The sequence below is a fragment of the Halalkalibaculum sp. DA384 genome, from assembly GCF_043951955.1.
In the GTDB taxonomy this organism is placed as follows: Bacteria; Bacteroidota; Rhodothermia; order Balneolales; family Balneolaceae; genus JAMQKA01.
In genome coordinates this window covers 41,731-56,716 of record NZ_JBINJE010000027.1, presented here as the reverse complement: position 1 = coordinate 56,716, position 14,986 = coordinate 41,731, and the positions used below count along the sequence as shown (strand labels likewise).

At 49.4% G+C, this 14,986-nt stretch carries 12 protein-coding genes, 1 tRNA gene and 1 pseudogene; 12 read left to right on the top strand and 2 right to left on the bottom strand.

The genetic code is table 11. From position 1 onward, the window contains the following. From ACG2E4_RS14225 to rpoC, 10 genes and pseudogenes are all read left to right on the top strand, one after another. Positions 1-96, top strand: a pseudogene (locus ACG2E4_RS14225) (elongation factor Tu); the annotation flags it as partial. Between the two features lie 98 nt (positions 97-194). Next, positions 195-267 (top strand) — tRNA-Trp (locus tag ACG2E4_RS14220). A gap of 28 nt (positions 268-295) precedes the next feature. Then, on the top strand, positions 296-478 hold the full coding sequence (gene secE, locus ACG2E4_RS14215) for a preprotein translocase subunit SecE (RefSeq protein WP_395276946.1): 183 nt from the start codon (positions 296-298) through the stop codon (positions 476-478). Next, positions 475-1,041 carry a transcription termination/antitermination protein NusG gene (gene nusG, locus ACG2E4_RS14210; RefSeq protein WP_395276945.1) on the top strand — a complete coding sequence of 189 codons (567 nt, stop codon included), beginning with the start codon at positions 475-477 and terminating at the stop codon, positions 1,039-1,041. The genes secE and nusG overlap by 4 nt, the downstream gene beginning before the upstream one ends. A gap of 81 nt (positions 1,042-1,122) precedes the next feature. Further along, the gene (gene rplK, locus ACG2E4_RS14205) at positions 1,123-1,554 is read left to right on the top strand and encodes a 50S ribosomal protein L11 (RefSeq protein WP_395261552.1); all 432 of its coding nucleotides are present in this window, start codon (positions 1,123-1,125) and stop codon (positions 1,552-1,554) included. Positions 1,555-1,569: 15 nt separating this feature from the next. Then, a complete protein-coding gene (gene rplA / locus ACG2E4_RS14200) occupies positions 1,570-2,271 on the top strand; it encodes a 50S ribosomal protein L1 (protein ID WP_395261553.1) in 702 nt (233 codons plus the stop codon). A 19-nt stretch (positions 2,272-2,290) separates the two neighbouring features. Then, the gene (gene rplJ, locus ACG2E4_RS14195) at positions 2,291-2,815 is read left to right on the top strand and encodes a 50S ribosomal protein L10 (RefSeq protein WP_395261554.1); all 525 of its coding nucleotides are present in this window, start codon (positions 2,291-2,293) and stop codon (positions 2,813-2,815) included. A 50-nt stretch (positions 2,816-2,865) separates the two neighbouring features. After that, positions 2,866-3,240: a 50S ribosomal protein L7/L12 gene (gene rplL, locus ACG2E4_RS14190; protein ID WP_395261555.1), complete on the top strand. Its 375-nt coding sequence runs from the start codon at positions 2,866-2,868 to the stop codon at positions 3,238-3,240. 168 nt (positions 3,241-3,408) lie between these two features. Beyond that, a complete protein-coding gene (rpoB, locus tag ACG2E4_RS14185; RefSeq protein ID WP_395261556.1) occupies positions 3,409-7,242 on the top strand; it encodes a DNA-directed RNA polymerase subunit beta in 3,834 nt (1,277 codons plus the stop codon). Positions 7,243-7,294: 52 nt separating this feature from the next. Beyond that, positions 7,295-11,632, top strand: a complete 4,338-nt coding sequence (rpoC, locus tag ACG2E4_RS14180) for a DNA-directed RNA polymerase subunit beta' (RefSeq protein ID WP_395261557.1) — start codon at positions 7,295-7,297, stop codon at positions 11,630-11,632. Between the two features lie 89 nt (positions 11,633-11,721). Here rpoC and ACG2E4_RS14175 read toward each other — a convergent pair whose 3' ends face one another. Next, positions 11,722-12,147: an NUDIX hydrolase gene (locus ACG2E4_RS14175; RefSeq protein ID WP_395276944.1), complete on the bottom strand. Its 426-nt coding sequence runs from the start codon at positions 12,145-12,147 to the stop codon at positions 11,722-11,724. Positions 12,148-12,158: 11 nt separating this feature from the next. Beyond that, positions 12,159-12,494 carry a DUF1844 domain-containing protein gene (locus tag ACG2E4_RS14170; RefSeq protein WP_395261559.1) on the bottom strand — a complete coding sequence of 112 codons (336 nt, stop codon included), beginning with the start codon at positions 12,492-12,494 and terminating at the stop codon, positions 12,159-12,161. Positions 12,495-12,643: 149 nt separating this feature from the next. Between ACG2E4_RS14170 and ACG2E4_RS14165 the strand changes: the two genes are divergently transcribed. Both ACG2E4_RS14165 and serC read left to right on the top strand, forming a co-directional pair. Further along, positions 12,644-13,855 carry a DUF1015 domain-containing protein gene (locus ACG2E4_RS14165; RefSeq protein WP_395261560.1) on the top strand — a complete coding sequence of 404 codons (1,212 nt, stop codon included), beginning with the start codon at positions 12,644-12,646 and terminating at the stop codon, positions 13,853-13,855. A 23-nt stretch (positions 13,856-13,878) separates the two neighbouring features. Beyond that, positions 13,879-14,958 carry a 3-phosphoserine/phosphohydroxythreonine transaminase gene (serC, locus tag ACG2E4_RS14160; RefSeq protein ID WP_395276943.1) on the top strand — a complete coding sequence of 360 codons (1,080 nt, stop codon included), beginning with the start codon at positions 13,879-13,881 and terminating at the stop codon, positions 14,956-14,958. The last annotated feature ends 28 nt before the right edge of the window (positions 14,959-14,986 follow it).

Sequence of the window (14,986 nt, the reverse complement as noted above, 5' to 3'; positions counted from 1 at the left end):
ATCCAGCCGGTGGCGATGGAAGAGGGGCTTCGATTTGCGATCCGCGAGGGCGGGCGCACCGTCGGGGCCGGCGTGGTTAGCAAAATTATTGAATAGGTTGGCAGGGGGTTTCATCTCGTCTGGTGAAACCCCGCTGTAAAGCCTAGACACGTTTGGAGAATAGGTTCAAGTGAATCTATTCTCTTGGTGTATCTACGGGTGTAGCTCAATTGGCAGAGCAGCGGTCTCCAAAACCGCAGGTTGTGGGTTCAAGTCCTTCCACCCGTGCAAGTTTAGAATGAGTAAAGATAGAATCATGGACAATATTAAGGAGTTTTTGGAAGGTGTTCGCAAAGAGATCAAAAAGGTCTCTTGGCCGGACCAGAGGGAGCTGGTGGATAATACCATGGTTGTTATGGTATTCACCGTTCTCATTTCCGTATTTATCTTCGTTGTAGATCAATTATATAGCACCATATTAGGGGCAATTTATCAATGACCGCTGAAAAACAATACGATTGGTATGTAGTTCGATGTTTCTCAGGCCATGAAAAAAAGGTCAAAGAGTATCTGGAGCGGGAAATGGAGCTTCAGGGCCTTGAAGATAAGATTAATGAAGTTCTGATCCCGACTGAAACTGTTGTGGAAATACGATCTGGAAAGAAGCGCACGAGGGAAAAGAACTTTTTCCCGGGCTATCTTCTCCTTCATACGATATATGATGAAGAGGTGAATAACCTGGTTCAGGGGGCCCCTTCTACGCTCGGCTTTTTGAAGAGCGGCAAAAATGATAAAAAGCCCAATCCCCTGCGCAAGCACGAGGTCAAGAGAATACTTGGCCGGGTCAAAGATAGTGAAGAGATGATGGAACAGGGGGGTAAAATTGAAATCCCCTACAATGAAGGCGACCTTGTAAAAGTAATTGATGGCCCGTTCAAGGATTTTGACGGGACCGTACAAGAAGTGAACACCGACAAGCTGAAACTCAGAGTATTGGTAAGTATTTTTGGTCGAAAGACCCCGGTTGAAGTTGATGTGAACCAGGTAGAACCTGCAACTTGACCGAAACCATATCACTGGATGCAAAGTGAGCTATTACGCGGCAAATCGAAAAGCTAATCTATTACGATTTAATTAACAGAAATGGCAAAACAAGTTGATACTGTCTTAAAGCTTCAGATCCGCGGCGGTCAGGCAAACCCTGCACCTCCGGTCGGTCCTGCATTAGGTCAGGCAGGGATCAACATCATGGAGTTTTGTAAAGCGTTTAACGCAGCCACACAAGACAAGGCCGGAACGATTATACCGGTCGAAATTACGGTCTTTGTGGATAAGTCGTTCACGTTCAAGACAAAAACTCCACCTGCAGCTGTACTCCTTAAACAGGCTACCGGCGTCAAAACCGGCTCTGGTGAACCAAACCGAACCAAAGTAGGAGAGGTGACCTGGACGCAATGCAAGGAGATTGCAGAGCAGAAGATGGAAGATCTCAACGCCCACGACATTGAGGCCGGTGCCGAGATGGTAGCGGGTACCGCCCGAAGTATGGGACTGCGAGTTTTAAGAGATAAATAAAGGAACGGTAGTATAATGGCAAAACGAGGAAAAAAGTATCGCGAGGCCGCCGAGCTCATCGATCCGGATTTGGAATACACTCTGGAAGAAGCGTGTGATCTTGTGAAGAAGACCTCGAAAGTGAACTTCGACGCATCTGTCGACATGGATATCAAGCTCGGGGTTGATCCCCGTCATGCCGATCAGATGGTGCGCGGTTCTGTTTCCCTGCCGCATGGTACGGGAAAAGAGGTTCGTGTGCTGGCTCTGGTAAGTGAGGCAAAACAAGCAGAAGCCGAAGATGCCGGGGCAGATCATGTAGGTCTCGACGAATATATAACGAAAATTGAAGAAGAAGGTTGGACCGACGTTGACGTAATTGTTGCAACTCCTGATGTGATGGGGAAGATCGGCCGGCTCGGAAAGGTACTAGGTCCGAGAGGTTTGATGCCCAATCCCAAGAGTGGTACTGTTACTGAAAATGTCGCAGAGGCTATTAAAGAAGTGAAGGCCGGCAAGATTGAATTTCGTGTAGACAAGTATGGTATACTGCACGCTTCAATCGGGAAGGTCAGCTTTGAGCCCAACGAGCTTAGGGAAAATGCGATAGAATTCCTGCGAACGGTGAACAGGCTGCGGCCTGCATCCGCCAAGGGGTTGTATTTCCGTGGTGTGTACATGAGTTCTACCATGGGTCCGAGCATTCAACTAAGTCGTTCATCCGTAATTTCAGTGTAAGAAATTAAAGGAAGATAGAATGCCAACACTAGCACAAAAGAAGGCAGTTGTTGAAGAAATAGCCGAAGACCTGAATAATTCAGATGCAGTGTATGTAACGAATTATGCGGGCATGTCGGTTGCTGAAATCAATGAACTGCGTAGCGAATTCTACAAAGGTGATATCAAGTATAAGGTGTACAAAAATACACTGGTTAAGCGTGCGATGGATGAGGTGGGAGGTTATGATGATCTTTATCCTCATTTGGTCGAACAAAATGCTTTTGCCTTTGTTGAAGAAGAGCTTGCTGCACCTGCAAAAGTTATCAAGAAGTTTCGGGAGGACTACAAAAAGCCCCAGTTTAAAGCAGCCATAATCGATGGCGACTATTACGGGGAGGATAAACTCGAAACTTTGGCGGCAATGAAATCCAGGGAGGAAGTTATCGGAGACATTATCGGTCTTCTGCTGGCTCCTGTTTCCAATGTTGTCAGTGCACTTCAGGCTCCCGGCAAGAAGGTCGCCGGCGCTGTTGAAACGATCGCCGAAGAAGGCGAAAATTAATCACAAATACCAAGAATTTTAATTCACAAAGATCAATTCGGAGAAAGAAAATGGCTGACGTTAAAGAATTAGCTGAACAATTAGTTAACCTAACTGTTAAAGAAGCAAACGAACTTTCACAGGTTCTGGAAGAAGAGTACGACATTAAACCTGCACAAGCTGCTGTAGCCGTAGCCGGTGGTGCCGGTGGAGAAGGCGGCGGTGAAGAAGAACAAACAGAATTCGATGTTATTCTCAAATCTGCCGGGCAGAAGAAGATTGCTGTCATCAAGGAAGTTCGCGGAATTACCGGGCTTGGCCTGAAAGAAGCGAAAGAGCTTGTCGACAATGCGCCCAACGCTGTTAAAGAGGGTATCGACAAGGCAGAAGCTGAAGATATCAAGTCCAAACTTGAGGATGCAGGCGCTGAAGTCGAGCTTAAGTAAGGGTTAAATACTTGTACAATTTAGCCGTAGCCAATATCGTTATTAACGGTATTGGCTATTGGCGTCTCAATCATGTGTACACTTCAATTCCTTATTTCCAATTCCCGCTGGCAATTGCTGCGTTATAAAAGCTCGTCACTATCACATTAATTTAAAGGAGAGGTTCCTTTGAGTACGAAGAACAATTTGAAGAAGGTCCCATTTACCGATCGTCTTTCTTTTGCGGAAACTGAACACGTACTGGATTATCCTGATTTTCTGGACATTCAGCTCAAATCTTTTAACAGTTTTACTCAGCTTGATGTTGCCCCGGAAGATCGGAAAAATCAGGGACTCCAGAAGATATTTAACGAGAATTTTCCGATTCAGGATTCACGAGAAACCCATATTCTTGAATTCCTCCATTATTCGGTAGATACGCCCAAGTACAATATCAAGGAGTGCCAGGAGCGTGGTCTTTCCTATGCAGTTCCGTTGAAGGCGAAAATGCGCCTTTCAGCTGTTGATGATGACGATGAAGCCACAGAAACAATCGAACAGGAAGTCTTCCTGGGTGACCTCCCGTGGATGACTGAACGGGGTACGTTTATCATTAATGGTGCGGAGCGGGTTATTGTAAGCCAGCTGCACCGTTCTCCGGGGGTGTTTTTTGGACAGAATGTACATCCAAACGGAACTCAGTTATATAATGCAAGAGTCATCCCGTTCAAGGGATCCTGGATCGAGTTTTCCACCGATATCCGGGATGTCCTGTGGGCCTATATCGATCGGAAGAAAAAAGTACCGGCCACCACGTTGTTACGTGCCCTCGGTTACTCTGACGATGATGAGATATTTAGCCTTTTTGAACTTTCGGAACGGGTGGATTGCAGTTCCGAGAAAAAGTTCATGGAAAACTGCGTCGGTAAGCGCCTGGCTTCGGAAATCTCCATTGAAGTAATGGAAGAGGTCGTAGATGAGGAGACCGGAGAGGTAACCGAGGCGACAAATCGAAAAGTGCTGCTGGAGCGGGATCATGAACTGACTGAAGAGGATTATGCAACGCTCGAAGAAGCGGATGTCGAGAGCGTGCGGGTGCAGAACCTCGCGCCCGAAGATTCTGAGCGTAATGTGATCATGAATACGCTGCGTAAAGACCCTGCTCATGACGATGTGACGGCGCTCGGTGAAATTTACAAGCAGATCCGTACCGGTGAAATGCCGGATGCCGAGACCGCAAGACAAATTCTCGAGCGACTGTTCTTCAGCGACAAGAAGTATGACCTGGGAGAAGTGGGACGTTACAGGCTCAATAAGCGCCTGAAACTGGATGTGGATATGGATATCCGCTATCTGGTTAAAGAGGATATTGTGGCGATTGTAAAAGAGGTAATTCGCCTCAAAAATATGAAGTCTCAGGTCGATGATATTGACCATCTCAGCAACCGCCGGGTGCGTACCGTGGGAGAACAGCTTGGACAGCAGTTCTCTATCGGGCTCGCCAGAATGTCTCGAACTATCAAGGAGCGGATGAACTCGCGCGATGCTGAGCAGCTTACTCCCCAGGATCTTGTGAATGCGCGTACGATCTCCAGCGTTATAAATACCTTTTTCGGTACGAACCAGCTTTCGCAGTTTATGGATCAAACCAACCCGATCGCCGAACTGACGCACAAGCGTCGTATGTCGGCACTGGGTCCGGGCGGGCTTACACGAGAGCGAGCCGGCTTCGAGGTTCGTGATGTCCACTACACGCACTACGGTCGGCTCTGCCCGATTGAAACTCCGGAGGGGCCGAACATCGGTCTGATCTCCTCCCTGTGTGTGCATGCCAAAGTCAATGATTTCGGATTTATCGAAACGCCTTACCGCAAGGTGGAAGAGAAACAGGTTACCGACGAAATCGAATACCTCTCTGCTGAGCAGGAAGATGAAACGATTATTGCACAGGCAAACGCTCCTCTTGACGAGGAGGGAATCTTTGCCAACGAAAATGTCTTTTCCCGTTTCCGGGACGGCAACTACCAGCTTGCCAAACCGGATCAGATCGGGTATATGGACGTATCCACGAACCAGATTACTTCGGTGGCAGCGGCCTTGATTCCGTTTATAGAACACAACGACGCCAACCGCGCGCTCATGGGCTCCAACATGCAGCGGCAGGCTGTGCCTCTGTTGCGTCCCGAATCGCCCATTGTGGGAACCGGGCTGGAGCATCGTGCCGCAAAAGACTCACGCGCAATTATAGCTGCCGAAGCGGATGGAGAGGTCGTATATGTCAGTGCGGAAGAGATCCGCGTTAAGTATGACCGCACCGAGATGGAGCAAACCTGCCATTTCGATGAAGGTATAAAAAAATATGAGCTCAAAAAATTTGAGCGTACAAACCAGGACACCACCATTAACCAGCGTCCCATCGTAAGTGTGGGCGACAAGGTTAAAAAAGGGGAAACACTGGCTGACGGCTGCGCCACCGATGGTGGTGAACTTGCACTCGGTCGCAACCTGTTGGTAGCTTTTATGCCATGGAGAGGTTACAACTTTGAGGATGCTATCGTCGTTAGTGAGCGTATTGTTCAAGACGATATCTATACCTCTCTGCACATACAGGAGTTTGAGCAGCAGGTCCGTGACACCAAGCGGGGTGAAGAGGAGCTGACCCGTGAGATTCCGAATGTGAGTGAAGATGCAACGAAAGATCTTGACGAGCAGGGAATAATCCGGGTCGGGGCAAAAGTGAATCCGGGCGATATCCTGGTCGGTAAAATTACGCCGAAGGGAGAAACCGATCCGACGCCGGAAGAAAAGCTGTTGCGCGCTATTTTCGGTGACAAGGCCGGCGATGTAAAAGACGCTTCATTGAAGACGCCTCCCGGAGTTTCCGGCACGGTTATCGACACAAAACTGTTCAGCCGTAAGCGCGACGAGCAGATCTCCCGCAAGGAGGAAAAGAAAATGGTGGAGCAGGAAAATGAGCGTCATGCTGAAAAAGTGGAAGAGCTGAACAGCAAGATGTACGACAAGCTCTACACCTTGCTCCGGGATAAAACCTCTCCCGGGGTATATGACCTTAACGGGCAGCTGCTCATACCAAAGGGGGAAAAGTACAGAAAATCTGACTTTGAAGAGATAGATCCCGTCGTTATCAATGAAAATATTGACTGGGCGACCGACGATGAGCTGGTGGAGCACGTCCGACTGCTTTTCAAAAACTATCGAGCCCTGCGCAAGGAGATTGATACGGAAGCCAAGCGGCGCAAGTACCAGATTCAGGTCGGGGATGATCTGCCTCCCGGAATTATTCAGAATGCCAAGGTCTATGTCGCCAAAAAGCGAAAAATGCAGGTTGGTGACAAGATGGCCGGCCGGCACGGTAACAAAGGCGTGGTTGCGAAAGTAGTACCCGTCGAAGATATGCCGTACATGAAAGATGGTACTCCTGTTGACATTTTGTTGAACCCGCTGGGTGTACCTTCCCGAATGAACCTCGGTCAAATTTATGAGACGATCCTGGGATGGGCCGGCAAAAAGCTGGGGGTCAAGTTCGCTTCCCCCATCTTTGACGGCGCGTCTTACGACCAGGTCCAGGAGAAGCTGGAGGAGGCCGGACTGCCGAAAGATGGCCGCGTACGGCTTTATGACGGTCGTACAGGGGAAGCCTTCGACCAGGATACAACGGTAGGTTATATTTACATGCTGAAGCTCAATCACCTGATTGAAGACAAGATGCACGCCCGTTCGATCGGACCCTATTCCCTTATTACGCAGCAGCCGCTGGGTGGAAAGGCCCAGTTCGGCGGTCAACGACTTGGTGAGATGGAGGTATGGGCCCTGTACGCCTATGGTGCTTCCAACATCCTGAAGGAGATGCTCACGGTGAAAAGCGATGACGTGAAAGGCCGATCCAGAGTGTATGAGGCGATCGTGAAAGGTGAAAACCTCCCCGATGGCGACGTACCGGAATCCTTCAAGGTACTGTTGCGAGAACTGATGGGGCTCGGCCTGGAAATACATATAGACTAAATTGAATCAAAGAATTTGTACTGTTAATCAAAGTTAATCCGGAGGTACATCCTTGCCGACTACAAACACATTAACGGTCACGAAAGACTTCAACAATATTGGAATCTCGCTGGCTTCGCCCGAGACTATCCTGTCCCGTTCGCACGGGGAAGTCTTGACTCCCGAAACAATCAACTACCGTACCTTTAAACCGGAGATGGATGGTCTTTTCTGTGAAAAGATCTTTGGTCCGGTCAAAGACTACGAATGCCACTGCGGCAAGTACAAGCGTATCCGATACAAGGGTATTATTTGTGACCGCTGTGGCGTGGAAGTAACCCGAAAAGCGGTTCGCCGCGAGCGTATGGGACACATATCCCTTACCGTTCCGGTGGTCCATATCTGGTACTTCAAATCACTGCCGAACAAACTGGCGTATCTTCTGGGTTATTCCTCCAAGAATCTGGAGAAGATCGTTTACTACGAAACGCACGTAATCATGAATCCCGGCGTAGCACGTGACCTGGGGTACAAGCGTGGCGATCTGATCACCGAGGAGGAGTACTATGACATACTGGATCAGCTTCCGGATGATCAATATGAACTGGACGACGAGGACGAAGACAAGTTCAGGGTAAAAGAGGGTGCAGATGCTATTGAGGATCTGCTTGCCGGACTGGACCTGGACAGCCTCGCCTATCGCCTTCGGGATGAGGTTCGCAATGAAACCTCGCAGATGCGGAAGAAGAAAAAGCTGAAGCGCCTGCAGGTTATCGAATCGTTCCGTTCTGCCAACCAGCACACTGAAAACCGTCCGGAATGGATGGTACAGCGGGTGATTCCGGTTATTCCCCCGGAACTCCGACCACTGGTACCGCTGGAAGGTGGACGCTTTGCGACTTCCGACCTTAATGACCTGTATCGTCGTGTTATAATCCGCAACAACCGGCTGAAACGCCTGATCGATATCAAGGCACCGGATGTAATACTGCGCAACGAGAAGCGGATGCTGCAGGAGGCGGTGGACTCGCTTTATGACAATTCGAGAAAATCCAACGCTGTCCGCAATAACAACCGGCCGCTGAAATCACTCAGTGATATGCTGAAAGGCAAGAGCGGTCGATTCCGGCAAAACCTGCTGGGTAAGCGGGTTGACTATTCCGGCCGCTCGGTAATTGTGGTTGGGCCCGAGTTGAAGATGCATGAATGCGGGCTGCCCAAGGAGATGGCTGTTGAGCTTTATAAACCGTTTATCATCCGCCGCCTGATTGAGCGCGGGTATGTGAAAACGGTGAAAAGTGCGAAGAAGGTTGTAGATCGCCGTGACCAGGTGGTTTGGGAAGTGCTGGAAAATGTGATCGACGGTCACCCGGTAATGCTGAACCGTGCTCCGACGTTGCACCGCCTCGGTATACAGGCATACCAGCCGGTACTTATCGAGGAGAAGGCGATCAGACTGCATCCGCTCTCCTGTACCGCTTTCAACGCTGATTTTGACGGTGACCAGATGGCCGTGCACGTACCGCTGAGTCACGATTCTATTCTCGAGGCTTCGGTGCTGATGCTTGGCTCTCATAATATTTTGAGCCCGGCCAACGGCGGGCCTATTGCCGTGCCTTCGCAGGATATGGTACTTGGGATTTACTATCTCACAAAGATGGCCAACGATCAGCGCGGGGAAGGCAAAACATTCGCCAATCCCGGGGAAGTGCTGGTAGCCTGGGACCAGGACAAGATCGACATGCACGCAAAAATTAATGTGCGCGTTCCTGTTTCAGGGGATGAGGAAGAGACCGAGTACGAGATCATCAAGACCACGACCGGCCGGGTGTTGTTTAATGTGATTCTTCCTTCGGAAATCAAATTCATTAACAAGACTCTTGGCAAGAAGGAGCTTAGAAAACTGATCGGCGACATCCACAGCGAGGTGGGAACGGCCCGTACAGCTGCTTTTCTTGACAAGATGAAACAGATGGGTTTTGAGAAGGCAACTACCGGTGGACTCTCATTCAATCTCGAGGATATAGTCATTCCCGATGAAAAAATGAAGCTCATCGAAAAAGCTCAGAGCGAGGTTTCTGATATTACCGATCGCTACGAGATGGGCTTTATTACCGATAACGAACGGTATAACCAGGTTATTGACAAGTGGACGAGTACCACCAACCGGGTGTCTGAAACACTCTTTACCGAGCTGACCAACGACCGGGAAGGGTTTAACCCGGTATTTATGATGGCTGATTCCGGGGCCCGTGGTTCGAAAGAGCAGATCCGTCAGCTTGGCGGTATGCGCGGACTGATGGCAAAACCCCAAAAGAGTTCACAGCAATCCGGTAACGAGGTGATCGAGAATCCAATTCTCTCCAGTTTTAAAGAGGGACTCACCGTTCTCGAATACTTTATCTCTACACACGGTGCGCGTAAAGGACTTGCTGATACGGCGCTTAAAACGGCGGATGCCGGCTACCTTACACGGCGTCTCGTTGATGTATCGCAGGATATTATCATCAACGAGGTAGATTGTGGAACACTCCGTGGTCTCAAGATGAAGGCGCTCAAGGACAACGAGGATGTGATCGAAAGTCTCGAAGATCGTATTCTCGGCCGTGTTTCGCTGCACGACATCTATGATCCTATATCGGATGAATTGATCTGCGAGGCCAATCAGCTGATCGATGAAAAAGTGGCAAAGAGTATTGCCGAAACCTCGATCGAAGAGGTGGAAATTCGTTCGGTTCTGACCTGTGAGAGCGAACGCGGCGTGTGTGCAAAGTGCTACGGACGCGATCTCTCAAGAGGAACGATGGTCCAGGTTGGTGAAGCTGTGGGCGTTATCGCCGCACAGTCGATCGGTGAGCCGGGTACCCAGCTTACGTTGCGTACATTCCACGTTGGAGGTACGGCCTCCCGCATGGAATCTGAGTCGCAGCACAAGACCAAGTTCGAAGGCAAGGTTGAATTCGAAAATGTACGCATTGTAGAATACGATGACGGAGAAGAGGTTCAGAACATCGTATTAAGCCGGGCCGGGGAGATAAAAATCGTTGATGAAGAGGGCAAAGTCCTGACCACCTACAATGTGCCTTACGGTTCGGAACTCCTTGTTGAGGAGGGAGATACCGTGCCGAAAGGGGTGCCACTCTGTAAGTGGGATCCGTACAACGCCAACATCTACTCGGAAATTGATGGTGTCGTTGAGTACAAGGACATCATGGAGGATATCACGTACTCCGAGGAGACAGACTCTCAAACGGGTCACCGCGAAAAGGTTATTATCGACTCGAAGGACCGCTCGCTTGTACCAACCATTATGGTGAAAGGCGACGGAGACCGGGTGATCGAAAAAACGCTGCCTGTTGATACCCACATTACGGTAGATGACGGGGAGGAAGTACAGGCTGGTAAAGTTCTCGCCAAGATTCCACGGGCCACTGCAAAGTCGAAAGATATTACAGCGGGTCTGCCAAGGGTAACGGAGCTGTTCGAGGCGCGTTCCCCGAGCGAGCCGGCGGCCGTTTCTGAGATCGACGGTATCGTCCGCATGGGAGGCCGCAAGCGCGGCAAGCAGGAGGTTATCGTGGAAAGTAAAGATGGCACCGACGAAAAAACATACCTTATTTCCCTGTCCAAGCATATTTTGGTCCAGGAGAACGATTATGTTGAGGCGGGCCAGCAGCTTTCCGATGGAACCGTTCCGGCCGAGGAGATTCTCAATATTCTCGGACCCTACGCGGTGCAGTCTTACCTGGTAAATGAAATCCAGGAGGTCTACCGCCTGCAGGGGGTACGCATCAATGACAAGCACATCGAGGTTATTGTGCGGACCATGATGCAGAAGGTGGAAGTTACCGATCCCGGTGACACTATGTACCTGGAGGGCGACAAAGTGGATCGTTTTGAGTTGAACAACCGAAACGACGAACTGATCGGCAAATATGTTGTTACCAATCCGGGAGGAAGCGATCTCAAACAGGGAAAAATCCTGGATCGACGGGAAGTCCGTGATATTAACAACGAGCTGATTAAGGAAGGACTGGAAGAACTTGAAACCCGTGAAGCCGAGCCGGCTATTTCCAAGCCGATACTCCTTGGCATTACGCGGGCAGCACTCTCCACCGAAAGCTGGCTCTCGGCTGCTTCATTCCAGGAGACCACCAAGGTACTTACTCAAGCTTCTATTGAAGCCAAGAAAGATCACCTTATGGGACTCAAGGAAAATGTGGTGGTTGGCCACAAAGTACCAGCCGGTACAGGTCTTCGCAAGTATGAAGACCTTATTGTCGGCTCCAGAAAAGAGCTGGATGAAGGAGAGGAAGAGGTGGCACGCGTCTTTGAAGAACTCGGTGCCGAAGCCGAAAGCAATGGAGAAGAGGCCACTGCTGCAGCCAACGTGGAAGAGGAGGAGTCATAAACTTCCAAATGATGTAAACGTAAAAAGCCCGGATGTTAAATCCGGGCTTTTTTTATGGGGTACAGTCAACGTGACAGTGAGCCGGCGTTTTACTGCAGCCACTGCTCTAACTTGATTAGTACCATGCGGAGGTTCTCAAATCCCACCGTTTCTTTTGCCTCTTCCAGGGGAAACCAAGCAACCTCCGTAATATCTTCTTCCTGCTCAGGGGTGAAGTCTCCGCCGAATTCTGAACCAAGCTGCATGGCATACCAGTGTGTCGTTTTACCGAAATTCTCTCCCTGCTCTTCGTACTCATGGTACGTGGTGCCCAGCTTGTGAAGGATCTCCGGAAGTGCGGATCCCACCTCTTCGGAGACTTCCCGCCGGGCACACTCTCTGATAGACTCTTCAACCTCTAATTTCCCTTTGGGGAGATCCCATATCCCTCGCCTGAAAATTAGCAGTACTTCGGGGTCTTGCCCATTCATCTTGTACAGAACTCCTCCCGCCGCAGTTACTGGAATAGTATCCATGACTTATATTTTTACTCTTCTTCGGTGTCAGCGGCTGAATCACTGCCCTCTTTTTCTTTCTCCTCGGCATAATTCATGCGCAGGTTATTGAGGGTCTGGTCGAGGTAGTTCTTCAGCTCTTTCGGCAGATTGCCGTTGGTAAACTCTTTCAGCATTAACAGCGTATCGATGGCAAATTTGGCCGACTTCATTTCCCGTTCAACCTTGTCGGTGGCGGGATTTTTAATTTTGCCCATTCCCATCATGGCAATTTGCTGATGCTGCTGAACAAGCATCATAAAGAGTAACTGGTTTTGCTGATCTTCAGATAAATTCTCGTTCTCAAAGTCTAGATTTTGCAGGTCCATGAATCGTTATTTTGATTGATATTTGCCCTGAAAATAACGGCTTTTGCCCTCTTTTGTAAGGGGTTAATATTTAATGGATTTTGTTCTTTATTTATTGGAATGTCCGGCGTAAGTTTACGCCTTTATTTCTCAGCATAACAAAAAGTATAATGGCCATAATTCACCCGTTTAAAGCCTGGCGTCCACGCCCGGAAAAGTTAAATGAAGTTGCATGTGTTCCCTACGATGTGATCAATACTGAAGAAGCCCGATCGTTGGCTGAAGGCAAACCAGACAGTTTTTTGCACGTCATACGTCCTGAAATAGACCTGCCGGAAGGTACTTCCTACAACGATGAGGAGGTTTATGAGAAGGGAGCTGAAAACCTGGCTCGCATATTGGAGTCCGATCTGATGACCCAGGAAAAGGATGAAACCCTATATATCTATCGGTTAATTCGTGAAGGGCGCTCTCAAACCGGTATTTTTACCTGCGTTTCAGTTGAGGATTACGATAACGAAGTGATCTTGAAACACGAGCTAACACGGCCCGCCAAGGAGGATGACCGCACGCGCCACATCCTGACGCAGTCGGCTCATGCGGAACCTGTGATGATGACCTTCAAAGATACCGAAGGCATAGCGTCGGAGAGCGAGGAGATCATGGACTCGAGTGAGCCGATCTATGATTTTACAGCAGACGACGGCGTGCAGCACACCATCTGGAAGGTACCTGATCCGGAGGCGTTTGTCGATTCTTTTGGTGCGATTCCGCATCTTTATATTGCGGATGGTCACCACCGCTGTAAAAGTGCCTCCCGGGCGGCAGAGCAGATGAAAAAACTAAATTCTCATCACACCGGGAAAGAGGAATACAACTTTTTCCCCGCCGTGCTGTTTCCGATGGACCAGATGAAAATTCTGGCTTACAACCGAATTATATATACTGTTCCGGATTCATTTTTAGCCGCTTTGAAAAAAAGGTTTGAGCTCGTCGAAGAAGCGGACCCGACTCCAGCTGAAAAAGGTGCCATTTCAATCTACCATGGCGGTACCTGGTACGGGATGCGTCTTCCGGAAGTGCCCGAGGCAAACAGCGTGGAACAACTGGATGTACACCGGCTGCAGGCGTTTATCCTGGAACCGATGCTTGATATTAGCGACCAGCGAAGAGATGAAAATATTTCGTTCGTCGGCGGAATCCGGGGCACGGAAGAGCTTGAACGGCTGGTGGATTCCGGCAAGGCAGATTTAGCAATTAGCATGTATCCTACCGATATTGAAGAATTGGTAGAGGTGTCGGACGAAGGACTGCTGATGCCGCCAAAATCAACTTGGTTTGAACCCAAGCTGAGATCTGGTTTACTTATTCACACTTTCTAATATTATAATTGACTACAAACACAATGAAAAGAGTACACAACTTTAGTGCAGGACCTGCTACACTTCCCCTGGAAGTGCTTGAGCAGGCCCAGGAGGAGCTAACGGAGTATCAGGATACCGGACGTTCCATAATGGAATTGAGCCACCGCAGTGCTCATTATGAGGAGATCGATAAGCAGGCAAAGGATCGGCTGCGTAGCCTTCTGGGACTGGGTGACAAGTTTGAAATAATGTTTCTCCAAGGGGGCGCCAGCAGTCAGTTTATGATGGCACCGTACAACTTCCTGAGCAAGGATCAGACAGCCGACTATATCGATACCGGCCGCTGGTCGGACAAGGCGATCAAGGAGGCAAAAATATTTGGAAATGTACATGTTCCGTTCAGCAGTTCGGAGGGAAATTATGATCGTGTTCCCACCCAGGAGGAGCTGAACTTCAGCGACAATCCCCGCTACGTGCATTTTACTTCCAATAATACCGTTGCCGGGACGCAGTTCCCTACAGAGCCCGAAACAAACGGGGTGCCCCTTGTTTGCGACGCTTCTTCCGATTTTCTTTCCCGTCCCATTGATGTGGATAAATACGGCATCATCTATGCAGGGGCACAAAAGAATGTTGGACCGGCAGGCGTCACGGTCGTCATAATAAGGAAGGATTTCCTTGAACAGGCAGATACGGAAAATGTGCCGACGATTCTGCGATACAGTACTCACGTGGAGAAAATCTTTAATACACCACCCACGTTTAATGTCTACATGGTGAACCTTGTACTGAAGTGGATTGAAGACAAAGGTGGACTTTCCTGGTTCAAATCCTTCAATGAAGAGAAGGCCCAAAAAGTCTATGACGAAATCGATGCAGATGATTTCTACCGGGGTGCGGTCGAAAAAGAGTCCCGTTCACTGATGAATGCCACGTTCCGGCTGCCGACGGAAGAGCTGGAGGCCCGGTTCCTGGAAGAGGCGGTTGAACATGACCTGTATTCGCTGAAAGGGCATCGCAGTGTTGGAGGCATACGCGCCAGCATCTACAACGCCTGCAGCATGGAGAGCGTTGATGCACTCGTCGATTTTATGAGTGATTTTAGGAAACGTAACGGCTAGGAGGTCCTTTGCCGGTTAACCTGTTGAA

Coding starts and splice junctions, on each gene's coding strand:
- secE (WP_395276946.1), top strand. CDS start 296: ATGGACAATATTAAGGAGTTTTTGGAAGGTGTTCGCAAAGAGATCAAA.
- nusG (WP_395276945.1), top strand. CDS start 475: ATGACCGCTGAAAAACAATACGATTGGTATGTAGTTCGATGTTTCTCA.
- rplK (WP_395261552.1), top strand. CDS start 1,123: ATGGCAAAACAAGTTGATACTGTCTTAAAGCTTCAGATCCGCGGCGGT.
- rplA (WP_395261553.1), top strand. CDS start 1,570: ATGGCAAAACGAGGAAAAAAGTATCGCGAGGCCGCCGAGCTCATCGAT.
- rplJ (WP_395261554.1), top strand. CDS start 2,291: ATGCCAACACTAGCACAAAAGAAGGCAGTTGTTGAAGAAATAGCCGAA.
- rplL (WP_395261555.1), top strand. CDS start 2,866: ATGGCTGACGTTAAAGAATTAGCTGAACAATTAGTTAACCTAACTGTT.
- ACG2E4_RS14175 (WP_395276944.1), bottom strand. CDS start 12,147: ATGGATACTATTCCAGTAACTGCGGCGGGAGGAGTTCTGTACAAGATG.
- ACG2E4_RS14170 (WP_395261559.1), bottom strand. CDS start 12,494: ATGGACCTGCAAAATCTAGACTTTGAGAACGAGAATTTATCTGAAGAT.
- ACG2E4_RS14165 (WP_395261560.1), top strand. CDS start 12,644: ATGGCCATAATTCACCCGTTTAAAGCCTGGCGTCCACGCCCGGAAAAG.
- serC (WP_395276943.1), top strand. CDS start 13,879: ATGAAAAGAGTACACAACTTTAGTGCAGGACCTGCTACACTTCCCCTG.